Origin of the sequence: Sphingomicrobium aquimarinum (genome assembly GCF_039655735.1) — a bacterium.
GTDB classification, from domain to species: Bacteria; Pseudomonadota; Alphaproteobacteria; order Sphingomonadales; family Sphingomonadaceae; genus Sphingomicrobium; species Sphingomicrobium aquimarinum.
This window is the reverse complement of sequence record NZ_JBBYXH010000001.1, coordinates 788,360-809,830: the sequence shown is the minus strand read 5'-3', so window position 1 is coordinate 809,830 and position 21,471 is coordinate 788,360. Positions and strand designations below refer to the sequence as shown.

Here is a 21,471-nt window from a genome sequence, read left to right as displayed (position 1 = left end):
AAGGAAAGGGCGACCCTCCCTGTCGGGAGAGCCGCCCCTTTCTCACGTCTCGAAATACTCGAGAAGACGCTTACTTGAGCTCGACGGTACCGCCGGCCGCTTCGATCTTCGACTTGATCTCTTCGGCTTCGGCCTTGTTGGCACCTTCCTTGAGCGGCTTCGGCGCGCCTTCGACGAGCGCCTTGGCTTCGCCGAGGCCGAGGCCGGTGATCGCGCGGACTTCCTTGATGACGTTGATCTTCTTGCCACCGTCGCCGGTGAGGATCACGTCGAACTCGTCCTTTTCTTCAGCGGCGGCTTCGCCACCACCGGCGGCCGGGCCGGCAACGGCGACGGCGGCCGAGGCCGAAACGCCCCACTCTTCTTCAAGCTTCTTCGCGAGCTCGGCGGCTTCCATGACGGTAAGTTCCGAGAGGTCTTTTACGATTTTATCCAGATCAGCCATTTGTATCTCCATGTGGGCTCATTGCGCCCGAAAGTGTGTATTCAACCAAACCAAGTTCGATCAGGCCGCAGCCTTCGCGCTCAGGACGCGCGCGAGCATACCCGCGGGCTCCTTCGTGATCCGTGCGATCTTCGTCGCCGGGGCGTTGATGAGGCCCACAAGCGTACCGCGCAGTTCATCGAGCGAGGGCAGTTCGGCGAGTGCCTTGATGCCATTCACGTCGAGGACCGTGTCGCCCATCGCTCCGCCGAGGATTTCGAACTGTTCGTTATCCTTGGCGAAATTGACGGCCACCTTCGCCGCCGCGACCGGATCGGCCGAGGTGGCCAGCGCGGTCGGACCCTTGAGCAGGTCGCTGATCGGCTGGTAGGTGGAGTCTTCGAGCGCGATGAGCGCGAGGCGGTTCTTCGCAACCTTGAACTGGGCACCGGCATCACGCATCTGATTGCGAAGGTCGGACGACTGCGCGACCGTGAGCCCGTTGTTCCGGGTCACGACGACGACGCCCGTCTCCGCAAAGACGGCTTTGAGCTCGGCGACCAGATCAGCTTTTTGCTGACGATCCATGCCTTAACTCCCATTGCGTTCGCACCTTTGCACCATTGCAAAGACGCGTCGCCTCGACGGCCAGGCCGACGAGGCTAAAGTCCAAGGGGGAGGGGATCGACCGGTTCGGCTGCAGCGCTCGTGGAGCGGCGGGCCGGAACATGTCTTTCTTCGTCCCCGTCTAGGTCGCGAATTAAGGGCTGGCCCAGCGACTGTCTCGGACGAGAAAACCGCCCGGGGGCGGCTTCGGCTCGCTTCCTACGCATATCGGCCGGGGAGTCAACCCTGCGCCGGAGGGATCGATGCGGCGTCCCAGTCATTGAGAGACCAAGTAAGTCATCGAAAAGGAAGAAAAATTATGGGCCAGGAAGCCAACCGCAAGTGCGTCGAACGCTGGGGCGAGGAAGTCGCCACCAACCAGAAATACGACGTGCTCGACGAACTGCTCGCCCCCTCCTTCGTCGATCATGATCCCGCGCCCGACCAGGGACCGGGGATCGAAGGGCTGAAGGATTTCTTCCGCTCGATGCACAAGAGCTTCCCCGACCTCAAGGGCGAGGGGAAGGAACTCGTCGCCACGGACGATTACGTCACCATGCGCTACACCTTGTCGGGCACGCACAAGGGCGAATGGAAAGGCGCAGCGCCGACCGGCAAGACCTTCGAGGTGGCCGCTGTCCAGCTCGCGAAGTTCGATGATCAGGGCCGTTGCACCGAACGGTGGGGCTCGACCGACGAACTCGGCCTCGCCCAGCAGCTCGGCGTGCTCGACCAGATCGACAAGGAATAGGACCATGGCGGGCGGCTGGACGCGTGACGGCGCGGTGCAGGAACAGATCGACGATACGGTGAGCGACGCGGTCGCCGCCGCCCGCGCACGGCTCGCAAAGGGCGAGAGCCTCGAGGAATGCGAGGAATGCGGCGAGGACATCCCGCCGCGCCGCCGCGAGGCGCTGCCGGGGGTGCGGACCTGCGTCGAATGCCAGTCGGGCCGCGACGCGCAAGTCCGGCATAGCGCCATCAACCGCCGCGGCTCGAAGGATAGCCAGCTGCGCTAGCGAGCGATCCGCGCCCCCAGGCGACGGACGCCCGCGAGCGGGCTGAGCCGATCCTCGTACCAGTCGAACATCAACAGGCCGTCGCGCAGGTCGAGCGTATGCGGGCCTGACACCGTGTCAAAGGCGACCCGCGACACTTCACGTTCGCGATAGCCGGTCGCCGTCATTTCCTCGATCTCGAACAGGATGAGCCCGTCGCCATAGGCACGGCGATAATCCTGCCCGATCCGATAGAGGGTGCCGCGCTGACGCAGGATCGGGCCGCCCATTCGCGCGCCTGCGCTCGAAACGCGCACCGGGCTTGCGGGATGTTCCTCGAAGCGCCCGTCGGGTAGATCGGCGCTCCACAAGCGCAGCACCCCGCTGGCCTCGCCCGCGATATTCGCGAACAGGAAGCACCCTTCGTCGGTGACATGCAGGGTCGGATCGACCAGCGCCGGCTCGTCGATGTTCAGCGTGAATCGCGTGACGAGCTTGCCGCGATCGATCGCGAAGGCCTGCTGGCGCCCGCTCGCCTCCATTTCGGGGAGCAGGAGCCGCTCGCCCTGCCAGACGAAGCTCGAGGGATAGCTCCAATGGTTCGCGCCGTCGGTCAGTCGCTCGGAGGTGCCGCCGCCCAACCGCAACAGCTGTCCCTTTCCGGTCCGCGCGTCGAGCGCTTCGACGATCCGGTCGTCGCGGTCGTCGTGGAAGAAGGGGTCGGCGGTGAAGGCGTATCCGGGCGGAACGGTCAACGTCTGCCACGCGGCGCGGCGTTCTTCGAGGATCGTTAGCGCCTCGGTAAGCGGCATATCGCCGATCTCGAGCGTCGAAACCCGCCACTTTTTCTCTACGAACGCTCCATAGGCCGCGCGGCGCACCTTCGATGCTCCCAACCGCGCGCCGACCTTCGCGACCGTCGCGTTCGATGGAAGACGATGGTTCCTCCCCTCCCGCGCCATCTCGATCCGCTCGCCTGTCGCGAGCCGCTCCAGCGCCTCGTCGAGCAGATAAGGCGATGCGGCGTAGGCACGTTCGAGCGTCGCCCGGTAGCTGTGCGGGACCACCGGTGTTTGCGCGAACGCCAGCACTTCGCCCCCGTCCAGACGGTTCGATAGGATCTGGACCATCTGCCCCATCCGCACCTCGCCCGCTTCGAGCTCGTAGAAGCCCGCGGGACGCCCGCGATAGGTGCGGGGATCGCCGTGATGATAGGACAGGATCGGTGTCGAGAGTGCGTCGGGCGGCGGGATGCGCAGGAGATTTAGCGCGCCCTTGTAGATCGCATCGAGATCGAGGTCGCGCAGTCGTGCGAGGAAGGCTGTCGGCATCCGCACCCAGGCGCCGTCGGCCTCGGGGACGAACGAGACGGGCGGCTCGACCGGATGCCCGATCGTATCCCAGTCGAGCGGCACGCGGCGTGTCATCCGGTTGCGTACCGCCAGGAGATTGAGCGCATAATAGCCCGCGTGGCGTGCCCACTGCCTTGTAAGCGCAGGCGGCTCGTTCGCGACCAGCGGAACGAGCGTCGTACCGGCGGGCAGTCGCCGGATCGCCTCGCGCTCCCAGAACGCCAGCGTCTCGCCGTCCGTGATGATGCCGAGCCGCACGCGCGCTCCCGATGTTGGAATGGCCAAGGTGGGGAGGCGTGCCGCGTCCAAGGCCTCCAAGTCAATCGTCGATGCGGCCGGGCGGCTCCTTGCCGAGCTTCTCGTGACAGGTCGCGACATGGCTCCAGATCGCGCTCACGACGACCGATCCCTCGCCGACCGCGCTGGCTACGCGCTTGACGGAGCCGGCGCGCACGTCGCCGACCGCATAGATCCCCGTGGCGCTCGTTTCGTACGCCATCTCCCTGCCGACATCGGCGCCGGTTTCGACGAACCCATTGGCGTCGAGATCGACCAGGCCCGAAAGCCAGTCGGTGTTGGGCGCCGCGCCGATCATGATGAAGAGCCCCGCGCACTCCTCCTCGCGCTCGCCGTCGCCGTCCCTGATCGTGACCGACGAGAGTTTCTTCTCGCCGTGCAGCGCGGTGACTTCGCTGTTGTAGTGAATGCGGATGCCGTCGTCGGCTTCGAGACGTTCGCGAAGATAGGTCGACATGGTGTCGCCGAGGCTGTCCCCGCGCACGAGGATATGCACGCAACTTGCGTGTCGCGAGAGATACATCGCCGCCTGGCCTGCCGAATTGCCGCCGCCGATGATGATCGCCGGGCGCGAGCGGCAGAAGCGCGCCTCCATCTCGGTCGCGGCATAGTAGATGCCCGCGCCCTCGAACTCCTTGAGCCTGTCGAGCGGGAGCCGGCGATATTGGACACCCGTCGCCACCAGGACCGCATGGGCGCAGACTTCATCGCCATGATCGAGCGTCGCACAGAAAAGATGCTCGCCGTCGCGCCGCATGCCGACGACGCGACGCGGCATGACGAACCGTGTACCGAACTTGAGCGCCTGCACCTGGCCGCGGTAGACGAGGTCGGCACCGGAGATGCCGGTCGGAAAGCCCATGTAATTCTCGATCCGGCTCGATGTGCCCGCCTGTCCGCCGATGGCGGTGTCCTCGATCACCAGCGCGCTCAGCCCTTCGGCGCCCGCATAGACCGCCGCCGCAACCCCCGCCGGCCCGCCGCCGACGACGAGGAGGTCGACTTCGGTTCGTTCGCGGACGTTGAGATCGAGCCCCAATAGCTGTGCGACCTTGCGCGGGGTGGGATCGTCGATGACCATGTCCTGCGCGAAGATAACGGCGGGCTCGTGATCGACCAGCTTGCACAGCCGCAGCCCCTCGTCTTCCGCCTCGTCGAGGTCGTAGGTCTGGAACGGAATGCGGTTGCGCGACAGGAAGCGCGCGACGTCCTGCACCTTGGGGTCGCGATCGGCGCCGATGAGCTTGATCGAGCTGCGGTGATCCTCGAACTGCTTGCGCCGCCGCGCCGCGAACACGCTGATCACATGGTCGGACAGTTCGGGCACCTTGCTCATCAATTCGAGCATCTTCTCGCGCGGCGCTTCCAGGGTTTGCGTCGGCTCCGCGGCCCGCATGGGAAGCGTGAAGCTGCCCGCGTTCAGGAATGCCAGTTCGCCCATGAATTGCGTGGGCCCCAGGCTGCTCTCCATGAGCCGCTCGCCCGAATAGGGATCGACGACCTCGATCTCCCCCTCGAGCACGTACACGAACCGATCCATGGGATCACCGACCTCGGCGACCATCTCGCCTTCGTCGTAGTGACGATGGGCCGAGATGGCGCGGATAGCCTCGACATGGTCGTCCGCGAGCGGGACGCGCTTCATCTCTTCGAGATCGACACCGATATTTTCCATGGCGCTGTGAACGCGCAAACGGCGGAAAGGCCGCGTCGCCAGACGGGGTGCGCAACGAAAAAGGCCGGCAGCGAAATCGCCACCGGCCCCGTTCGTTTGCAGCAAAGCTGGAAGGCTTAGGCTTCCTTGGCCGCCTGCGTGCCTTCGATGTCCGCGAGGTCGAGCTTGAGGCCCGGACCCATGGTCGAGGTGATCGCGACCTTCTGGACATAGCGGCCCTTGGCGCCCGAGGGCTTGGCCTTGATGATCGCGCCGACGAAGGCGTCGAAGTTCTCGCGCAGCTTGGCTTCGTCGAAGCTCGCCTTGCCGATGCCGGCATGGACGATGCCGTTCTTCTCGGCGCGATACTGGACTTCACCCGCCTTGGCGGCCTTGACCGCTTCGCCCGGATTGGGCGTGACCGTGCCGAGCTTGGGGTTCGGCATCAGGCCCTTGGGACCCAGCACCTTACCCAGACGGCCGACGACGCCCATCATGTCGGGGGTCGCGATCACGCGGTCGTAGTCGAGGTTGCCGTTCTGCATGTCTTCCATGAGATCTTCGGCACCGACCTTGTCCGCACCCGCGGCTTCGGCTTCCTCGGCCTTGTCGCCCTTGGCGAACACGGCGACCTTCAGCGTCTTGCCGGTGCCGTTGGGCATGGCGACGACGCCGCGCACCATCTGGTCCGAGTGACGCGGATCGACACCCAGGTTCATCGCGACTTCGACGGTTTCGTCGAACTTCGCCGAGGCGACGTCCTTGAGGAGCTTGATCGCCTGGTCGACCGAGTAGATCTCGTCGTTGTCGACCTTCTTATACTGTTCCTGCTGCTTCTTGGTGAGCTTCTTCGCCATGTCCTTAGCCCTCCACCACTTCGAGACCCATCGAGCGCGCGCTGCCCTCGATGATCTTGGTTGCCTGATCGAGATCGTTGGCGTTGAGGTCGGCCATCTTCTGCTCGGCGATCTCGCGGACCTTCGAACGCTTGATGGTGCCGGCGATGTCGGTACCGGGCGCAGTCGCACCCTTCTTGAGCTTGGCGGCGCGCTTCAGGAGGAAGCTGGCGGGTGGGGTCTTGGTCGTGAACGAGAAGCTGCGATCCGCATAGACCGTGATGGTCGTCGGGATCGGCATGTTCTTTTCAAGATCCTGCGTGGCGGCGTTGAACGCCTTGCAGAATTCCATGATGTTGACACCGCGCTGACCCAGCGCCGGCCCGATGGGGGGCGAGGGGTTGGCGACGCCGGCTGGCACCTGCAGCTTGATATAGCCGCTGATCTTCTTGGCCATGATGGCCTCCTTTCACACTGTCGCCCCGGTGCGTGCCGGGGCTCATGTTAAGCGGTAATAGCGGGTTGCCGTGAGGCGAGCCCTCCCGCGCGAAGCTTCATCTTTCGATGGAACGGCGCTGCCGATAGCGACAATGCGCCGCGAATGCAACATCGGGGCGCATTGCCGCACGCATCGCGCATTTTCGCCGATCCGATGCCCGCAAGCGCCGAGCCGTGGAGCGATGGCTGACTGCCGGTCGTTGAGATCATGAAACGAAAACAAAGGAGTAGCATATCATGGCGACCATTTTGAAAACGCTGACCGACACGACCTTCGATTCGGTCGAAGGGTATAAACGGGCGGCCGAAAAGGCCGAGAGCCCGCAATTGAAGCAGGTGCTCAACGAGCAGGCCACCAAGCGCCAGGCGCTGGTCGCCAAGATGAATGCCGAACTCGAGCGTCGCGGCGAGGAACTCGTGACCAAGGGCACGACCGCCGGCAAGTTGCACCAGCTTTGGGTCGAAGCCTCGAACCTGTTCGAGAATGGCGACGAAGCCGCGACCGAACGTGCCGAGGAAGGCGAAGACTATCTGGCCAAGAAGTTCGAGGAAGCGCTCAAGAAGGACGACCTCGATCCGCAGGAGCGCATGCTCATCGAAGCGGGCTATGCCGAGGTGAAGGAAGGCGAACGCCTGACCGACATGCTCGAGAAGCAATACGACTAACGGATCGTCTCATACGAGAGAGAGGAAGGCCGGGGCGCACGTCGCTCCGGCCTTTTCTTTGCGTCTTCCCATCAGGTCAGCTTCTTTCCGGCCTTCCAGCCGAGGAAGAAAAAGAGCGCGGTGAGCAGCAGCGCGATGACGAAGATCACCATCGCGATATCGGCCAGCGCGCCGGCGATGCCGCCGAACCCGAGGATCGCGGCGACCAGCGCGACGACGGCAAACATGATAGCCCATCCGAACATGGATTTTCTCCTTCTGTCCCGCGCCAACGGACCGCGAAGGTGCGCCGTTCCGGTTTCGCAGTGGAAGAGCGGGAAGCTGGAGGCTTGCAATGTAGGAATTGCTTTGCTCCTTCTGAGCATGAGACCCGATCCTACACATGCGACGAGCGCCCGCGCGGGGCGCAAGCTGACCGATGCCGAACTGGCGGTGTTTCTCAAGCGGCTCGCGGCGACGGGGAATTTCGCCTTTGCCGCGCAGTGCATCGGTAGGGTGCCCAACGGTCTCTACAAACGCCGCAAGCGCGATCCGTTGTTCGATGCCAAATGCGTCGAGGCGCTGGCGCGGTTTCGCGAGCGCGGGCACGCCGAGCCCAAAGGCGGCGAGGGCGCCCGTGCGGCGAGCGGCACGCTGCGGCTCGTGCCCGCACGCGGCGGACGGCCCGCGCAATTCCGCCGTGTTCCGGCAGGAAGCCTGACGGCGGCGGGCGAGGCCGACTTCCTCGCCGCCTTCTCGGCGACGGGCAACGTGCGGCTGGCGGCGGCGAGCGTCGGCATCAGCCCTTCCACCATCCACCGCCGCCGCGCACTGGACGCCGACTTCGCCCGTCGCTTCGAGGAGGCCGCCGACATCGCCAGCGCGGCGCTGCAGAGCCTGATGTTCGAACGCGCCTCGCGCACCTTCGACGAGGATTATCGCAAGATGGTGACAGGCGAGATGAAGCTGGCGGAGCAGGACCGGGTTTCAGTGACCGAGGTGCTGCGGTTCGTGGCGTGGCTGGACCGGAAGGGGCGGCGGTGAGGCGTGAGAGGTCGGTCGAGGTTAAATGATCGCTGTCGACCCGTTTGCGGTCGTTGTCAGCTGGCTTTTGATTACCTGATTTTTGTCGTCAGTTTGATGCTGACTAGGCGCCAGCGCAATCCATCTCGCTCGAACCGATACGAGTTACCTTTCTGGTCATCGCGATCAGAAGGAGAGGCGATAAACTCATCGATCCCTATTCGTTCAAACTCCCAATTCTCCGTTGTCTCCATCAATCGTGGCATCACTCCTGTCGGATCCTCAGAGTTAAGTTCGTCGGGTAGGCCTAAAGCGGCCGCGAATTGCCAGTCTCCATAAGGCTCGGCGACGAAGGCTCTGATCGCATTTGGATCGGTCATCGCATCGAGAACAACGTGTTTTGTCAAAGGAGGTGGATATGTCTCGAATTGCGGCAACATCTGCTGCTCGAAGCTCGATCGCACTTTGCCACGATCGTAAAATGCAGTCAGTTCCTGAGACGCTGTATTCCAATCACTGAGCTGCGAGATAGCGTAATGAGGTGACAGAAAATACCAGCCCACGAAAAATAGCGCAGGTCCGAAAACGACCGCGGCAATCGAAAGAGAGCGCGCGAACCTCATGGCAGTCGGGGTCGTGCCCGACCGATTGCGCAACTGTTTAGTTTGTAACCAATCACTCAGGGTTTATCCGATTCAGCGGCAGCTTGAGGCGATATATTCTATAAAACCAGACAATCCGCTATCCACCCAAATCCGGACGTGGTTTGGGACCCAAGCCCTGACCTGGTCGGTCCTGTCGCTCGAACGAGCGCAGGCCGTCCGCTGCTTGCTGTCTCGACAGAAACACGGAATGCCTTCGGCAGTCCTAACTTTCTGCTCGGCAGCGCGCTGGCTACTTGACCAACTCCACCTGGTCGAACTCCAGCTCGACCGGCGTCGCGCGCCCGAAGATGCTCACCGATACCTTGACCATATTCCGGTCGAAGTTGAGTTCTTCCACGATGCCCGAGAAGCTCGCGAAGGGGCCTTCCAGCACCTTGACGTTGTCGCCGATCTCATAGTCGACGTTGATCTTCTGCTTGGGCGCGTCCGCGGTCTCGTCCTTGGTGTCGAGCATGCGGTTGGCCTGCGCGTCTGGGATCGGCTGGGGCTTGCCGTTCAACCCCAGGAAGCCCGTGACCTTGGGCGTGTTCTTGACGAGGTGGAAGACATCGTCGGTCATCACCAGCTTGGCGAGCACGTAGCCGGGCATGAACTTGCGTTCGGCCTGCACCTTCTTGCCGCGCTTGATCTCGGTGATCGTCTCGGTCGGCACTTCGACGCGCTCGACGGCCTCTTCCAGCCCGAGACGCTTGGCCTCCGACAGGACGGCTTCCTTCACCTTGTTCTCGAAGCCCGAATAAGCGTGGATGATGTACCAGCGTGCCATGCTCTCAAATTACCTTTGTGTCGCGTCAGCCGAGGAGGCCGATGAGGAATTCCACGATGCTGGAGAACACCGTGTCGATGCCGAGGAAGAAGATGGCGAGGATCGTCGTCATGATGAGGACCATGATCGCGGTCTGCACGGTTTCCTTGCGCGTGGGCCAGACGACCTTGCGCGTTTCGGTGCGGACCTGGTTGATGAACTCTGCCGGGTTGGTCTTGGCCACTTGCTCTTCCGTCCTTCGCGTGTCTTTCGGGTAGGAGGCTTCCCCCGCCGCCGGAGCTTCGTCCGGTGCGGGGAAGTCAGACTACCCATGTCGCATGGGAAGGCGATGTAGCGGCGGTGCGCGCTTATTGCAAGCGCGGCGGCGGCGGAGCGGGCGCAGTGGCAGCGGGCGCCCGATAGAGCGTGGCGCCGAGATATTCGTCGACTTTCTCATAGTCGCCGAACTGCGCCTCGATCATCTGGCGGGCGGTGTCGGGGCAACTCCTCCCGTCAATGAGCCAGCGGGGGCGCTGGGCGCGGATGGCGGCGACTTCGCGTTCGGGCTCGACGCGGTCGAGCCATTCGTAGACGTGGAGGATCCAGAAGGGGTAGTCGGTCAGGTCGCGCAGGTCGAGCAGCAGGTAGAGGACCGGCTGGTCGCACACGACATAGCCCGTGCTGCCGGGCTCGACATGAGCGGAGAAGCGCTGCGCGACGGCGCGGTTGCGGTCGAGTTCGGGATCGGCCTCGAGGCGTGCGGCGCTGACGGGGCCGTAGCCGCGATCCAGTTCGCCCGCTGCCAGGGCGAAGCCAGGGATCGCCGTCAGGACCAGCGCCGTCGTCAGCAGCCGCCGCTTCGCCTCGCGCGCCGAGGCGATGGCGCTCGCGGCGACCAGGAAGAGGCCCGGCAGCGCGAGATGGAAATAATGGGCGAAGAGATGCACCGAGGCGAACGCGACCGTGATCGCGCCCGTCGCCGCGAAAGCACCGATGCGTGCGGCGGTGCGGACGAGCTTCTCCTGCCGGGCGATCAGCGCGGCGATGAAGGCGAGGGCGAGCAGCGGCGCCAGTTGCCACTTGAGCGGCGGAATTTCCTCGGCCCAGTTGATGCGGTCGGGACTGCCCTGGTAGCCGCGCAGGAATTCCATCTGGATGTCGAGATAGGCGCCGAGCGTTCCCGCCACGACCAGCGGGACGAGCAGCGCGAGGGCGACGAGGATCGAGACCACGCCGGAGGTCAGGAGCCATCGGACGTTTTGCCTGGGACCGAGCAGAAGCGCGCCGAGGTAGAGATAGGCGAGGAGCGGGCCGGCGAGATAATTGATCTGCACCGCGATCCCTGCCGCGATGCCGGACAGGAGGGCCGTGGGAAGAGGGCGGACGGTGCCGCCGACGAAGGCGAGGAAAGCCGCGATCCAGCCCAGCACATAGGCGATCACGATCATCTCGGTATTGGCCGAGAAGCCTTCGAGACCGAAGGCGATGAACACCCAGCAGGCGGTCAGGCCGAGCGCCCAGGCCGTGCCGAGCGCGAGGATACGGCGCAGGATCCAGAAGAAGGTCAGCGCGGTGGCCAGCGCGGATAGCGTCGTCAGCCAGCGGATACTGGAGGGGTCGGGCCCGCCCAGCGCCATCGCGGCGGCATAGTGGTAGTAGGTCGCGACGGGCTTGTGATCGAAATTGCCGCCGCCCGGCCAGATGCCGCCCAGAAGGTCGCGCGCGACGAGCATGTAGGCGCTCTCGTCGACGGTCAGGACGGCGATCGAATGGAAGGGCAGTCGGAAAAGGAGAACGAGCGCGACGAGCGCGACCGCGGCGATCAGATCGGCGCGGTCAGGCGCCTGGTCGCGTGTCGATCCGCGCATGTTTCCCCCCGGACGGCCTGGCAGGGGCAGCAGGACTTGAACCCGCGACCCTCGGTTTTGGAGACCGATGCTCTACCAACTGAGCTATACCCCTAAGGCCGAGGCGGGCTGATAGGCCAACCCGCCCTCATTATGCAAGCGTCAAGCCGCCATATCGACGGGGCGGATCTCGCCGGACACATACATGTTGCGCGCCTTGACGCGGCTGAGCTTGCCCGACGAGGTGCGCGGCAGGCTGCGCGGGGGCACCAGTTCGACGATCGGCGAAATGCCGGTGATCGAGCGAACGCGCTCCTTGATGTCGTCCTTGAGGCGACCGCGCTCATCGACATCGGACACGCGGCAGTGGACGAGGACGGCAGGCAATTCTTCACCCGTATCGGTGGTGAGCGCAAAGGCGGCGATGTCGCCCGACTTGAAGCCGGGAAGCTGCTCGACCGCCCACTCGATGTCCTGCGGCCAGTGGTTGCGCCCGTTGATGATAATCATGTCCTTCGCGCGGCCGACGATGAAAATATAGTCGTCCGAAAGATAGCCCATATCGCCGGTGTCGAGCCAGCCGTCGTCGGACAGGCAGGCGCTGGTCGACTCCTCGTCGCGGAAATAGCCCGTCATCACGCTGCCGCCGCGCACGAGCACGCGCCCGACCTGGCGATCGGGCAGGATGCGGTCGTCGGCATCGCGGATCTCGATTTCCATGCCTTCGACGGCCTTGCCGCAATTGACGATGGCCCGGTAGCGCTGCGGGCGATCGTCGCCGCCCGGGGCAGGGGCGCTGCCGGCGAGCTTTTCTTCCTCGACGAGCTCGAGACGAATGCCTTCGCCCGGCGGCATGAGGCTGACGGCGAGCGTCGCTTCGGCAAGGCCGTAGCTCGGGCAGAAGGACTTGGGGTCGAAGCCCGCATCGGCATAGGCATCGACGAAGCTCTGCATGACGTCGGGACGGATCATGTCCGCGCCATTGCCCGCGATCCGCCAGCGCGAAAGGTCGAAACGATCCTCGGCCTTGGTCTTCGACGAGATCCGGCGCGCGCAGATGTCGTAGCCGAAGGTCGGCGAATAAGAGAGCGTCGTGCCGGGGTTGCGGCTGATGAGGTCGAGCCACGTCAGCGGCCGCCGCGCAAAATCCTCGGTTTTCATGTAATCGGCACTCATCTGGTTCGCCATCGGCGAGAGCATGCAGCCGACGAGGCCCATGTCGTGATACCAGGGCAGCCAGGAGACGCAGCGGTCGGTGTCGATAGCGGCGACATTGAGGCCGAGCCCATGGGCGCGCAGATTGTCGAGCAACTGACGGTGGGTGACGGCTACGCCGTGCGGGAAGCGGGTCGAACCCGAACTATATTGCAGATAGGCGATCGCGTCGGGATCGGCGTCGGGCAGGTCGGCGCTGTTTGCCTCGATTTCGGCAAGGCTTTCCCAGCTGCGGTGCGCGACCTTTCGATCCTCGGCTGCATCGGTGCAGAAAGTCGCCATTTCTTCCGGATAGAGAAAGAGCTGCGGATCGCTCGATGTCATCATGACGGTAAGCTGGTCGGTATAGGCGTCGCGCCCGCCGAAACTGGTCGGGAGCGGGAGCGGCACGGGCCACAGACCCGCATAGACGGCGCCGAAGAAGGCTGCGGCGAACTCGGGGTTCGTTTCGGCTACGAGCGCGACACGATCGCCGGGTTTAAGCCCCAGCGACACGAAGCGTTGCGCGTTGGCGAGTGCGTCCACCTGCAACTGCGCATAGGGATAGACGTGCGTGAGCGTGCCGCGCGCGTCGTGAAAATTCATCCCGCGTACGCCGCGAGCGGCATAGTCGAGCGCCTCGCCGAGCGTATCGAAATCGGCGATCCGACGCTGCAGCGGGTCGCGCGTCGGTGTGGCACCCTCGGGCGCAAGATCGTCGGATTGGGTCGCGGTCGTCGTGTCGAGCACTGTCATGAAATCCTTCATATTCCCCGTCGCGCCGGCTGGGTTGCAGGCGTGCGCGCGCCCCTGTTCGGACGTGTATCCGAGTCCCTTGCGCAGCGACTATGGCACAAACATGGCGAAATGTGACAGGCTCGGCCCATGAAACGTCCGCCAAAACCGCTCGATTCGGCGCGTCTGGAAGAATTGGCGCTCCACTATGTGGGCCGGTTCGCGACGACGCGGGCGAAATTGCGGACCTATCTCGACCGCAAGATCCGCGAGCGCGGGTGGGACGACGAACGGGACCCCGACGTCAAGGCCCTCGCGGATCGCTTCGCCGAGCGCGGGTACGTCGACGACAAGGCCTACGCGGCGATGAAAGGTCGCGACCTGGCAGCCCGTGGGTACGGGCCGCGCCGGGTCGATCAAGCGTTCTACGCGGCGGGAATCTCGGAAACGGACGGCGCGGAAGCCCGTACCGCAGCGATGGATGCCAAGGTAGCGTCGGCGCTGAAGTTCGCCGCGCGACGTCGCCTCGGTCCCTATGCCAGCGCGCCGCTCGACGATCCCGCAGCGCGCAGGCGCGCCGTCGCGGCGTTCGCGCGGGCCGGCCACGACTTCCAGCTTGCCTCCCGGATCATCGATTTGCCGCCCGGTAGCGAAATCGACCCCGACGACCTCGCATAACCCTGTCCCGCGTTAAGACGCGGTTCGCGGCAAAAAAATAACCTGTGTCGGTTCCTCGACACTCATTAATTTGCTACGGTTCGGTTACGCGACGTGAAGGAGAAGTGCCGTGTATCAGGGCGAAGCTCGGAATCCGCTCGAAAATGCACCATCGAACGAAGAGGCCTACGAGGTTTGCGGCCAGGTCAAATGGTTCGATGCCACGCGCGGATTCGGGTTTCTCGTCAGTGACGAGGTCGACGGCGATATCCTAATCCATTTCTCGTTGCTGGAAGCGTATGCCAAGCGCACGCTCGAAGAGGGAACCACCCTCGAGGTCGTCGCCAGCGAGCAGGATCGCGGCTGGCAGGCGAGCGAGATCCTGTCGATCGACGAGAGTACGGCCTTGCCCACAAGCCCGCGATCGTCCATTTCTTCTGCTGAACGGGCGGATCGCGAAGCCTTGATCGAAGGCGCCGATCCGTTCGAACCGGTGGAGGTCAAATGGTTCAATCGCGTCAAGGGCTACGGCTTCGTCAATCGGGTGGGCACCAGCGAACCCGATATCTTCATCCATATGGAGACCGTCCGCGAGGGGCAGATCCTGCACCTGGAGCCGGGGGACGAACTGGAGGCGCGCATCGCCAACGGTCGCAAGGGCTTGACGGCCGTCGCCTTGCGGCAGGACTAGCACTTGCGCTGATCGCCATGCCGGTGGCGGCGTGCCAGCCGGCGGCGGAAGAGGTCGCGGTCGCGCCGTCCGGACTCGCCGAGCGCCAGCTGACCGTAACGACGCAGGGCGGCCAGACGCATAATTTCACCGTCGAAGTAGCCGAAACCGCCGAGCAGCAGTCGCGCGGTCTGATGTATCGCGAGAGCCTGGCGCCCGATCGCGGCATGATCTTCGTCTACGACACGCCGCGCGTCGCCAGCTTCTGGATGCGCAATACCTATATCCCGCTCGACATGGTGTTCATCCGCGCGGACGGCACCATCGCTCGGATCGAGGAGAATACGCTGCCGTTGTCGGAGACGCCTTATTCGAGCCTCGAACCCGTGACGACGGTGTTCGAGATCGCGGGCGGGCGCGCGGCGGAGCTCGGCATCAGCGAAGGCGATACGGTGCGCTTCTAAGCGCTTGCGCTCGTACCGCTCCATCGCCTAATCGCTTCGACCCATGGGAATGCTTGGCAAGATCTTCACCTGGTGGAACGGCGCGAGCGTCGGGACCGACCTGTTCACCTCGCGGCATGGCGAGAAGATCGGGACCGATGCGCACGGCAATGCCTATTATCGCCACAAGAAGGACCCCAAGCGTCGCTGGGTGATCTACGAGGGCGCCAACGATGCGAGCCGCACGCCGCCCGAATGGAACGCGTGGCTGCGCGGAACGATCGACGAACTCCCCGAAGAAAGCATGCCCGCGCGGCGCCGTTTCCAAAAGGATCCGACGCCGAATCTTACCGGGACGGCCGAGGCCTATCGTCCGGGCGGAGCGCTCGGCGGGCCGGGGCAACGCGCGGCATCGACGGGCGATTATGAAGCCTGGACACCTGAATAAGCTCTTCCCCCTCGCGCTTGCCTGTCTCGCGCTCGGGGCCTGCCGCGACACCGCGCCGCCGGTGAGCGAGGAGGAAGGCGAACTCGAGATCGAGCAGAGCGACGAGGTCGTCGACAACAGCGACCTGCCCGGCGTGACGCCGATGGGCGAGCGCGTCGCGGTGCTGGGCATTCTCAACAAGCGCAATGGTCTGACGCGCGACATCGAATTGAGGCCCGGGCAGCAAGTCCGTATCGGCGACGCGCGCGTGCGGCTACGCGCCTGCGAGACTACCGCGCCGTGGGAGGACCAGCCGTGGACCGGCGCGTTCGTCCAGCTGGACGTGGTGAGTCGGGCGAGCGGCGAGTTCGAGCGGATCTTCTCCGGCTGGCTCTACAAGGAAAGCCCGTCGCTCAACACTGTCGAGCACCAGGTCTACGATGTCTGGCCCAAGAGCTGCGAAATGAGTTTTCCGGAAGGACCCGGCGCGCCGTCCGGGACGGCCTCGGCCAGCACTTCGTCGAGCCGGTCGAACGCTGGCAGCGCTTCCGCGCCCGATGCGGATCCCGCGCCGGCACCAGACCCCGCGCCCGAGGAGTCGCCCGAGCCCGACGAAAGCGCATCGGAAAGCACCTGAAGGTAACGCGCGCGGGGCACCACGATCGCGCCGAGACTTTCGAGATGATCGGTCATGAACTGGCAGTCGAGCAGGCTGAACCCGCCGACGCGTAGCCGCGCGACCAGCCAGGCGAGCGCGACCTTGGAGGCGTCGGTCATGCGGCTGAACATGCTCTCGCCGAAAAAGGCGCCGCCCAGCTGGACCCCGTAGAGGCCTCCCACCAGCGAACCATCGTGCCAGACTTCGATCGAATGGGCGTGGCCCGCGGCATGGAGCCCCGTGACGGCTTGCACGATGGTCGGGTTGATCCAGGTCTCGTCGCGATCGGCGCATCCCTCGAGCACCTCTTGGAAGGCGCGGTCGTGGCTGACCGTGAATTTGCCCGAGCGCAGTCGTTTGGCGAGGCTGCGCGAGAGATGGAAGCCTTCGAGCGGCAGGATCGCGCGCTGGCGCGGTTCGACCCAGAAGATGTCGGGAGCGTCGGCACTGTCGGCCATGGGGAAAATCCCCGCCGCATAGCCGCGCAGCAGCATTCGAGGATCGAGAAATTCGCTCACGGCCGCATCCTAGCAAAGCGGCCCGCAAGAATCTCCCTTTCTATCGCGCCTGGTGCGGTGTCCGTTTCGGATAGCTTGTCGGCAGGGCGCGGCAGTCGGCATCGGGGGCCGAGGGGCCCGCGCATTCATGCGCAGTTTCGGCGTGCAAGCGGGGGGCAGACCGGTGCGGCTCGGACTGCGGCACCAAAAAGGCCGCAGCGCCGAGGATCGCGAGCAGGAAGAGCGCAAGTGCCTTCATGGATCGATCCTTCGCACCCCCTTTGAAACAAGAGGTCGAAGGATAGGAACGCGATCCTAACGCAAGGTAAAACGGCAAACGCGGGGCGGCATCAGAGAATGTCGCGAACCTTGTCCTGCGGGCGTGCGAGCACGACGCCCTTGTCGGTTTCCACCAACGGACGTTCGATGAGGATGGGGTGCTCCATCATCGCATCGAGGATCGCCTCGCCTTGCGTCTCGTCGTCGAGAAGGCCGAGATCGCGGGCAATCGGTTCTTTGGCGCGCAGGGCTTCGCGCGGCGACAGGCCGGCGCGCTCGAGCATGCGAACGAGTTCGGCGCGGGGCAGGTCGCCCTCCAGATAATCGATGGTGGTGACGTCGTAACCCTCAGCCTCGAGGATGGCCTTGGTCTTGCGCGCGGTGCCGCAGCGCGGGGTAAAGGTCATGGTCGCTGATCTGCTCACGGGGCCTGCATCTCCTTGAGAATCGCCATCGCCGCATGCCGCTTTGCCCAAGGCACGAAGAGATGGTCATGGTGGAAGGCCGCGACCACGTTGCACGGGATGCGCGCGGCGGCGAGCGCGCTGGAGACCTTAGCCGTCAGACCGATGCCGTCGAGGCGGCTCTCGAAGCCCAGCGTGACGAGCGCCCAGCTTCCCGCAGGGTCGAGATGGAGCGCTTCCAGCTCGTCGAATGGCGCGATGACGCTGGTGCCCTGCGGTTCCTCGAAGGTCGCGAGCGGGCGCAGCGCCTCGGGCCAAGGGTCGCGCTCGTCGATGGTCGCGAAGCCGAACTGGGTCGGCGCAAGGAGGGGGCGGACGGACGGCATCGCGTCAGTCTTCCTGCCCCTCCAGCCATTGCTCGAGCCATTTGATCGTATAGTCGCCGGTCGCGAATTCGTCCGTCGCGATAATACGCTGGTGCAGCGGAACGGTCGTCTTCATCCCGTCGAGCACGAATTCCTCGAGCGCGCGCTTCAATCGCATGATGCACCGCTCGCGGTCGGTGCCGTAGACGATCAGCTTGCCGATCATGCTGTCGTAATAGGGTGGCACGGTGTAGCCCGCGTAAAGCCCGCTATCGACCCGTACGTGCATCCCGCCGGGTGCGACATAATTCTTCACCTTGCCGGGACTGGGCGCGAAGGTGCGCGGATCCTCGGCGTTGATGCGGCACTCGATGGCGTGGCCGTGGAGCTGGACCTGGTCCTGGGTGACCGACAGGCCGTCGCCCTGCGCGATGCGGATCTGCTCGCGCACGAGGTCGATGCCGCTGATCATTTCGGTGACCGGATGCTCGACCTGCAGGCGGGTGTTCATCTCGATGAAGTAGAACTCGCCATTCTCGTAGAGGAACTCGATGGTCCCCGCGCCGCGATAGCCCATCTGCGCCATCGCATCGGCGCAGACATTGCCCATGCGCGCGCGTTCTTCGGCGCTGATGACGGGGGAGGGCGCTTCCTCAATGACCTTCTGGTGGCGGCGCTGGATCGAACAGTCGCGCTCACCGAGGTGGATCGCCTGTCCCTCGCCGTCGCCGAACACCTGGAATTCGATGTGGCGCGGGTTGCCGAGATATTTCTCCATGTAGACGGTTGCGTCGCCGAAGGCATTCTTCGCCTCGCTCGACGCCTGCTTCATGAGGCTCTCGAGCTGATCGGCCTCGGGCACCACCTTCATGCCGCGCCCGCCGCCGCCGGACGCGGCCTTGATGAGGACGGGATACCCGACTTGGGCGGCGAGTTCCCTGGCCTGTTCGGCGCTGTCGAGCGCGCCTTCGGAGCCAGGCACCAGCGGCAGGCCCAGCTTGCCCGCAGTGCGCTTGGCTTCGACCTTGTCGCCCATCACGCGGATATGTTCGGGCTTGGGGCCGACCCATGTGATGCCGTGCGATTCCACGATCTCGGCGAACTTGGCATTCTCCGAGAGGAAGCCGTAGCCGGGGTGGATCGCGTCGGCGTGGGTCACCTCGGCGGCCGAGATGATGTTGGCGATGTTCAAGTAGCTGTCGGCCGAGGGCGGCGGGCCGATGCAGACGGTCTCGTCGGCGAGCCGGACGTGCATGGCGTCGGCGTCGGCAGTCGAGTGGACCGCGACCGTCTTGATGCCCATCTCGTGGCAGGCCCGGTGGATGCGCAGCGCGATTTCACCGCGATTGGCGATCAGGAGCTTCTGGATCTTGGCCATGACCTGGCCCTTAGCCGATGACGACGAGCGTCTGGTCGAATTCGACCGGCTGCGCGTCGGCGACGAGGATCTGCTTGACAGTGCCCGAGGTCGGCGCGGTGATCGGGTTCATGACCTTCATGGCTTCCACGATGAGCAGCGTGTCGCCTTCCTTGACGCTGTCGCCTTCGCTGATGAAGGCCGATGCGCCGGGCTCGGGCGAGAGGTAGGCGGTACCGACCATCGGCGCGAGGACCTTGGTGCCCGACACGTCGCCTTCTGCCGGTTCGGTCGGTGCGGCCGCGGCGGGCGCGGTCGCACCGGGCTGCGCAGGAGCGGGAGCAGGCGCATAGTTCGGCATTGCGGCGGGTGCGGACGCATAGACGGGCGCGCTTTCGCGGCGCACCTTGATCTTGCGATCCCCGTCCTCGACCTCGATCTCGGTCAGCGCATTGTCGCTCAACAGCTCGGCAAGCTCGCGGACGAGCGCCGCGTCGACGCGCATGGCGTCCTTGTCAGTGCTTTTGGTCATCGGAAATTCCCTGTTGTGGAGCGGGCGGCGTCGGCGCCTTGCCCTTTTTTTGTTGTTTGCGGCTTTGAATGATCCGGTGCGCGGCGTCCAGCGCCATGAGGTAGCCGTGAGTGCCGAAGCCCTGCAGGCCGCCTGCCGCTACCGGGGCCAGAATGCTCTGCCGCCGGAAGCCCTCGCGAGCGTAGATATTGGTGATGTGCACCTCGATCACCGGCGGCTCGATCGCGGCGATGGCGTCGTGGAGCGACACCGAATTGTGCGACAATCCGCCCGCATTGAGAATGATGGCATCGACCTTCTGCGCGTCGGCCTCGTGGAGCCAGTCGATCAACTGGCCCTCGTGGTTCGACTGCTTCACGGTGACCTGCAGCCCCGCGGGCTTGGCACGTTCCTTCATCGCGACCGTGATCTTGTCGAGCGTGTCGGTCCCGTAGAGATGCGGCTGGCGATGGCCCAACAGGTTGAGGTTGGGACCATTGAGGACGAGGACTTGTGCTGGCGAACTCATGGGGCCTCCCTATATGGGGCAAGCCTACGTAACGGAAGGAAAAGTGTCACATGTCATTCGACAGCTCGCTGGCGGTCCGCGTCAACGGCGATCATCGCCGCGTGAAGGAGGGGACGAGCGTCGCGCAACTCGTGCGCGAGATGGGGCTCGATCCGCACCGTGTCGCGGTGGAGCGCAACCTAGAGGTCGTGAAGCGCGGGACGCTGGAAGACGTCGAGGTCGCGGACGGCGATGAATATGAGATCGTCCATTTCGTCGGCGGCGGATGAAAGGTAGGACGGCGCGCATGACTCAGGATAAGCAAGACACATGGTCCGTTGCGGGCCGCACCTTCTCCTCGCGACTGATCGTCGGCACGGGGAAATACAAGGATTTCGCCGAGAATGCCGCCGCGGTCGAGGCTGCCGGCGCCGAAATCGTCACCGTCGCGGTGCGCCGCGTCAACGTGTCGGATCCCGGCCAGCCGACGTTGCAGGATCATATCGACCCTCGGAAAATCATCTACCTGCCCAACACGGCGGGTTGCTTCACCGCCGACGAGGCGATCCGCACGCTGCGGCTGGCGCGCGAAGCGGGCGGCTGGGATCTCGTGAAGCTCGAAGTGCTGGGCGAGGCCAAGACGCTCTATCCCGACATGCGCGAGACGCTGAAGGCAACCGAAACGCTCGCCAACGAGGGCTTCCACCCGATGGTATACTGCGTCGATGATCCCATTGCCGCCAAGCAATTGGAAGAGGCTGGCGCGGTCGCGATCATGCCCTTGGGGGCGCCGATCGGCTCGGGGCTCGGTATCCAGAACCGCGTGACGATCCGGCTGATCGTCGAGGGGGCGAATGTGCCGGTCCTGGTCGACGCAGGCGTCGGAACCGCGAGCGATGCGGCGGTGGCGATGGAACTGGGCTGCGACGGAGTGCTGATGAACACCGCGATCGCGGAGGCGAAGGAGCCGGTGCGTATGGCGCACGCCATGCGGTTGGCGGTGGAATCAGGGCGTCAGGCGTATCTGTCGGGACGGATGGCGCAGCGGCGTTATGCCGACCCTTCGAGCCCACTCGCAGGCCTGATCTAGCCGAAGCGAGGTTCGATTGCGCCCAGCCGAGGGTCCGTTCTCCTCATCCCCGCGTTGATGGGGTAATAGAAACAAGGAGTACGACA

The 21,471-nt window shown here is 64.6% G+C and carries 28 protein-coding genes, 1 tRNA gene and 1 pseudogene; 11 read left to right on the top strand and 19 right to left on the bottom strand.

Annotation, left to right across the window (positions count from 1 at the left end):
• Nucleotides 1–70 precede the first annotated feature (70 nt).
• Together rplL and rplJ are read right to left on the bottom strand one after the other, a co-directional pair.
• Nucleotides 71–445, bottom strand: coding sequence for a 50S ribosomal protein L7/L12 (rplL, locus tag WJS89_RS04195; RefSeq protein WP_346339664.1), 375 nt, complete (start codon nt 443–445; stop codon nt 71–73).
• A 60-nt stretch (nt 446–505) separates the two neighbouring features.
• Entirely contained in the window at nt 506–1,012 is a 507-nt protein-coding gene (gene rplJ, locus WJS89_RS04190; protein WP_346339663.1) for a 50S ribosomal protein L10, read from the bottom strand.
• Nucleotides 1,013–1,349: 337 nt separating this feature from the next.
• On the opposite strand from rplJ, the gene WJS89_RS04185 reads away from it, so the two are divergent.
• Nucleotides 1,350–1,781 carry an ester cyclase gene (locus WJS89_RS04185; protein WP_346339662.1) on the top strand — a complete coding sequence of 144 codons (432 nt, stop codon included), beginning with the start codon at nt 1,350–1,352 and terminating at the stop codon, nt 1,779–1,781.
• A gap of 4 nt (nt 1,782–1,785) precedes the next feature.
• Complete coding sequence (locus tag WJS89_RS04180; RefSeq protein ID WP_346339661.1) at nt 1,786–2,049, top strand: DksA/TraR family C4-type zinc finger protein; 264 nt, start codon at nt 1,786–1,788, stop codon at nt 2,047–2,049.
• Here WJS89_RS04180 and WJS89_RS04175 read toward each other — a convergent pair.
• The 4 genes from WJS89_RS04175 to rplK form a co-directional block, all read right to left on the bottom strand.
• Entirely contained in the window at nt 2,046–3,665 is a 1,620-nt protein-coding gene (locus WJS89_RS04175; RefSeq protein ID WP_346339660.1) for a glucosamine inositolphosphorylceramide transferase family protein, read from the bottom strand. The genes WJS89_RS04180 and WJS89_RS04175 overlap by 4 nt on opposite strands.
• Nucleotides 3,666–3,699: 34 nt before the next feature.
• Nucleotides 3,700–5,352: an FAD-dependent oxidoreductase gene (locus WJS89_RS04170; protein ID WP_346339659.1), complete on the bottom strand. Its 1,653-nt coding sequence runs from the start codon at nt 5,350–5,352 to the stop codon at nt 3,700–3,702.
• 116 nt (nt 5,353–5,468) lie between these two features.
• Nucleotides 5,469–6,188, bottom strand: coding sequence for a 50S ribosomal protein L1 (gene rplA, locus WJS89_RS04165; protein WP_346339658.1), 720 nt, complete (start codon nt 6,186–6,188; stop codon nt 5,469–5,471).
• Between the two features lie 4 nt (nt 6,189–6,192).
• Nucleotides 6,193–6,624: a 50S ribosomal protein L11 gene (gene rplK / locus WJS89_RS04160; RefSeq protein ID WP_346339657.1), complete on the bottom strand. Its 432-nt coding sequence runs from the start codon at nt 6,622–6,624 to the stop codon at nt 6,193–6,195.
• A gap of 278 nt (nt 6,625–6,902) precedes the next feature.
• Here rplK and WJS89_RS04155 point away from each other — a divergent pair, with 278 nt between their 5' ends.
• Nucleotides 6,903–7,331, top strand: coding sequence for a ferritin-like domain-containing protein (locus WJS89_RS04155; protein ID WP_346339656.1), 429 nt, complete (start codon nt 6,903–6,905; stop codon nt 7,329–7,331).
• Between the two features lie 71 nt (nt 7,332–7,402).
• Here WJS89_RS04155 and WJS89_RS04150 read toward each other — a convergent pair whose 3' ends face one another.
• A complete protein-coding gene (locus tag WJS89_RS04150; protein WP_346339655.1) occupies nt 7,403–7,576 on the bottom strand; it encodes a DUF1328 domain-containing protein in 174 nt (57 codons plus the stop codon).
• 118 nt (nt 7,577–7,694) lie between these two features.
• Between WJS89_RS04150 and WJS89_RS04145 the strand changes: the two genes are divergently transcribed.
• Nucleotides 7,695–8,354 (top strand): hypothetical protein, encoded by a 660-nt coding sequence (locus WJS89_RS04145; protein WP_346339654.1) that lies wholly within the window; start codon nt 7,695–7,697, stop codon nt 8,352–8,354.
• Nucleotides 8,355–8,425: 71 nt separating this feature from the next.
• Here WJS89_RS04145 and WJS89_RS04140 read toward each other — a convergent pair whose 3' ends face one another.
• The 6 genes from WJS89_RS04140 to WJS89_RS04115 form a co-directional block, all read right to left on the bottom strand.
• Entirely contained in the window at nt 8,426–8,896 is a 471-nt protein-coding gene (locus tag WJS89_RS04140; protein ID WP_346339653.1) for a hypothetical protein, read from the bottom strand.
• Nucleotides 8,897–9,227: 331 nt separating this feature from the next.
• Nucleotides 9,228–9,764, bottom strand: a complete 537-nt coding sequence (gene nusG / locus WJS89_RS04135) for a transcription termination/antitermination protein NusG (protein ID WP_346339652.1) — start codon at nt 9,762–9,764, stop codon at nt 9,228–9,230.
• Nucleotides 9,765–9,789: 25 nt separating this feature from the next.
• Nucleotides 9,790–9,987 carry a preprotein translocase subunit SecE gene (secE, locus tag WJS89_RS04130; protein WP_346339651.1) on the bottom strand — a complete coding sequence of 66 codons (198 nt, stop codon included), beginning with the start codon at nt 9,985–9,987 and terminating at the stop codon, nt 9,790–9,792.
• A 124-nt stretch (nt 9,988–10,111) separates the two neighbouring features.
• Nucleotides 10,112–11,611 (bottom strand): ArnT family glycosyltransferase, encoded by a 1,500-nt coding sequence (locus WJS89_RS04125; RefSeq protein WP_346339650.1) that lies wholly within the window; start codon nt 11,609–11,611, stop codon nt 10,112–10,114.
• Nucleotides 11,612–11,629: 18 nt separating this feature from the next.
• Nucleotides 11,630–11,705 (bottom strand) — tRNA-Trp (locus WJS89_RS04120).
• Nucleotides 11,706–11,752: 47 nt separating this feature from the next.
• Nucleotides 11,753–13,540, bottom strand: coding sequence for a fatty acyl-AMP ligase (locus WJS89_RS04115; RefSeq protein ID WP_346339649.1), 1,788 nt, complete (start codon nt 13,538–13,540; stop codon nt 11,753–11,755).
• A 129-nt stretch (nt 13,541–13,669) separates the two neighbouring features.
• On the opposite strand from WJS89_RS04115, the gene WJS89_RS04110 reads away from it, so the two are divergent.
• The 5 genes and pseudogenes from WJS89_RS04110 to WJS89_RS04090 form a co-directional block, all read left to right on the top strand.
• Nucleotides 13,670–14,197, top strand: a complete 528-nt coding sequence (locus WJS89_RS04110) for a regulatory protein RecX (RefSeq protein ID WP_346339648.1) — start codon at nt 13,670–13,672, stop codon at nt 14,195–14,197.
• 109 nt (nt 14,198–14,306) lie between these two features.
• Nucleotides 14,307–14,867: a cold-shock protein gene (locus WJS89_RS04105; RefSeq protein WP_346339647.1), complete on the top strand. Its 561-nt coding sequence runs from the start codon at nt 14,307–14,309 to the stop codon at nt 14,865–14,867.
• A 17-nt stretch (nt 14,868–14,884) separates the two neighbouring features.
• Complete coding sequence (locus tag WJS89_RS04100; protein ID WP_346339646.1) at nt 14,885–15,310, top strand: DUF192 domain-containing protein; 426 nt, start codon at nt 14,885–14,887, stop codon at nt 15,308–15,310.
• A 43-nt stretch (nt 15,311–15,353) separates the two neighbouring features.
• Nucleotides 15,354–15,737 carry an NADH:ubiquinone oxidoreductase subunit NDUFA12 gene (locus tag WJS89_RS04095; protein WP_346339645.1) on the top strand — a complete coding sequence of 128 codons (384 nt, stop codon included), beginning with the start codon at nt 15,354–15,356 and terminating at the stop codon, nt 15,735–15,737.
• A pseudogene (locus WJS89_RS04090) lies at nt 15,715–16,116 on the top strand (DUF2155 domain-containing protein); the annotation flags it as partial. The gene WJS89_RS04095 and the pseudogene WJS89_RS04090, both read left to right, overlap by 23 nt.
• 35 nt (nt 16,117–16,151) lie before the next feature.
• On the opposite strand, the gene aat reads toward WJS89_RS04090, so the two are convergent.
• From aat to aroQ, 6 genes are all read right to left on the bottom strand, one after another.
• Nucleotides 16,152–16,868: a leucyl/phenylalanyl-tRNA--protein transferase gene (gene aat, locus WJS89_RS04085; RefSeq protein ID WP_346340077.1), complete on the bottom strand. Its 717-nt coding sequence runs from the start codon at nt 16,866–16,868 to the stop codon at nt 16,152–16,154.
• A gap of 353 nt (nt 16,869–17,221) precedes the next feature.
• A complete protein-coding gene (locus WJS89_RS04080; protein ID WP_346339644.1) occupies nt 17,222–17,575 on the bottom strand; it encodes an ArsC/Spx/MgsR family protein in 354 nt (117 codons plus the stop codon).
• Nucleotides 17,572–17,940 carry an ACT domain-containing protein gene (locus WJS89_RS04075; protein ID WP_346339643.1) on the bottom strand — a complete coding sequence of 123 codons (369 nt, stop codon included), beginning with the start codon at nt 17,938–17,940 and terminating at the stop codon, nt 17,572–17,574. The genes WJS89_RS04080 and WJS89_RS04075 overlap by 4 nt, the downstream gene beginning before the upstream one ends.
• A gap of 4 nt (nt 17,941–17,944) precedes the next feature.
• Nucleotides 17,945–19,297: an acetyl-CoA carboxylase biotin carboxylase subunit gene (gene accC, locus WJS89_RS04070; protein WP_346339642.1), complete on the bottom strand. Its 1,353-nt coding sequence runs from the start codon at nt 19,295–19,297 to the stop codon at nt 17,945–17,947.
• Between the two features lie 10 nt (nt 19,298–19,307).
• Nucleotides 19,308–19,808, bottom strand: coding sequence for an acetyl-CoA carboxylase biotin carboxyl carrier protein (gene accB / locus WJS89_RS04065; protein WP_346339641.1), 501 nt, complete (start codon nt 19,806–19,808; stop codon nt 19,308–19,310).
• On the bottom strand, nt 19,792–20,316 hold the full coding sequence (aroQ, locus tag WJS89_RS04060) for a type II 3-dehydroquinate dehydratase (protein WP_346339640.1): 525 nt from the start codon (nt 20,314–20,316) through the stop codon (nt 19,792–19,794). Before aroQ ends, accB begins: the two co-directional genes overlap by 17 nt.
• Before the next feature lie 50 nt (nt 20,317–20,366).
• On the opposite strand from aroQ, the gene thiS reads away from it, so the two are divergent.
• Together thiS and WJS89_RS04050 are read left to right on the top strand one after the other, a co-directional pair.
• Nucleotides 20,367–20,585 (top strand): sulfur carrier protein ThiS, encoded by a 219-nt coding sequence (gene thiS, locus WJS89_RS04055; protein ID WP_346339639.1) that lies wholly within the window; start codon nt 20,367–20,369, stop codon nt 20,583–20,585.
• A gap of 17 nt (nt 20,586–20,602) precedes the next feature.
• Nucleotides 20,603–21,385: a thiazole synthase gene (locus WJS89_RS04050; RefSeq protein ID WP_346339638.1), complete on the top strand. Its 783-nt coding sequence runs from the start codon at nt 20,603–20,605 to the stop codon at nt 21,383–21,385.
• Nucleotides 21,386–21,471 lie beyond the last annotated feature (86 nt).

Coding starts and splice junctions, on each gene's coding strand:
- rplL (WP_346339664.1), bottom strand. CDS start 445: ATGGCTGATCTGGATAAAATCGTAAAAGACCTCTCGGAACTTACCGTC.
- rplJ (WP_346339663.1), bottom strand. CDS start 1,012: ATGGATCGTCAGCAAAAAGCTGATCTGGTCGCCGAGCTCAAAGCCGTC.
- WJS89_RS04185 (WP_346339662.1), top strand. CDS start 1,350: ATGGGCCAGGAAGCCAACCGCAAGTGCGTCGAACGCTGGGGCGAGGAA.
- WJS89_RS04180 (WP_346339661.1), top strand. CDS start 1,786: ATGGCGGGCGGCTGGACGCGTGACGGCGCGGTGCAGGAACAGATCGAC.
- WJS89_RS04170 (WP_346339659.1), bottom strand. CDS start 5,352: ATGGAAAATATCGGTGTCGATCTCGAAGAGATGAAGCGCGTCCCGCTC.
- rplA (WP_346339658.1), bottom strand. CDS start 6,188: ATGGCGAAGAAGCTCACCAAGAAGCAGCAGGAACAGTATAAGAAGGTC.
- rplK (WP_346339657.1), bottom strand. CDS start 6,624: ATGGCCAAGAAGATCAGCGGCTATATCAAGCTGCAGGTGCCAGCCGGC.
- WJS89_RS04155 (WP_346339656.1), top strand. CDS start 6,903: ATGGCGACCATTTTGAAAACGCTGACCGACACGACCTTCGATTCGGTC.
- WJS89_RS04150 (WP_346339655.1), bottom strand. CDS start 7,576: ATGTTCGGATGGGCTATCATGTTTGCCGTCGTCGCGCTGGTCGCCGCG.
- WJS89_RS04145 (WP_346339654.1), top strand. CDS start 7,695: ATGAGACCCGATCCTACACATGCGACGAGCGCCCGCGCGGGGCGCAAG.
- nusG (WP_346339652.1), bottom strand. CDS start 9,764: ATGGCACGCTGGTACATCATCCACGCTTATTCGGGCTTCGAGAACAAG.
- WJS89_RS04125 (WP_346339650.1), bottom strand. CDS start 11,611: ATGCGCGGATCGACACGCGACCAGGCGCCTGACCGCGCCGATCTGATC.
- WJS89_RS04115 (WP_346339649.1), bottom strand. CDS start 13,540: ATGACAGTGCTCGACACGACGACCGCGACCCAATCCGACGATCTTGCG.
- WJS89_RS04110 (WP_346339648.1), top strand. CDS start 13,670: ATGAAACGTCCGCCAAAACCGCTCGATTCGGCGCGTCTGGAAGAATTG.
- WJS89_RS04100 (WP_346339646.1), top strand. CDS start 14,885: ATGCCGGTGGCGGCGTGCCAGCCGGCGGCGGAAGAGGTCGCGGTCGCG.
- WJS89_RS04095 (WP_346339645.1), top strand. CDS start 15,354: ATGGGAATGCTTGGCAAGATCTTCACCTGGTGGAACGGCGCGAGCGTC.
- aat (WP_346340077.1), bottom strand. CDS start 16,868: ATGCTGCTGCGCGGCTATGCGGCGGGGATTTTCCCCATGGCCGACAGT.
- WJS89_RS04075 (WP_346339643.1), bottom strand. CDS start 17,940: ATGCCGTCCGTCCGCCCCCTCCTTGCGCCGACCCAGTTCGGCTTCGCG.
- accC (WP_346339642.1), bottom strand. CDS start 19,297: ATGGCCAAGATCCAGAAGCTCCTGATCGCCAATCGCGGTGAAATCGCG.
- accB (WP_346339641.1), bottom strand. CDS start 19,808: ATGACCAAAAGCACTGACAAGGACGCCATGCGCGTCGACGCGGCGCTC.
- aroQ (WP_346339640.1), bottom strand. CDS start 20,316: ATGAGTTCGCCAGCACAAGTCCTCGTCCTCAATGGTCCCAACCTCAAC.
- thiS (WP_346339639.1), top strand. CDS start 20,367: ATGTCATTCGACAGCTCGCTGGCGGTCCGCGTCAACGGCGATCATCGC.
- WJS89_RS04050 (WP_346339638.1), top strand. CDS start 20,603: ATGACTCAGGATAAGCAAGACACATGGTCCGTTGCGGGCCGCACCTTC.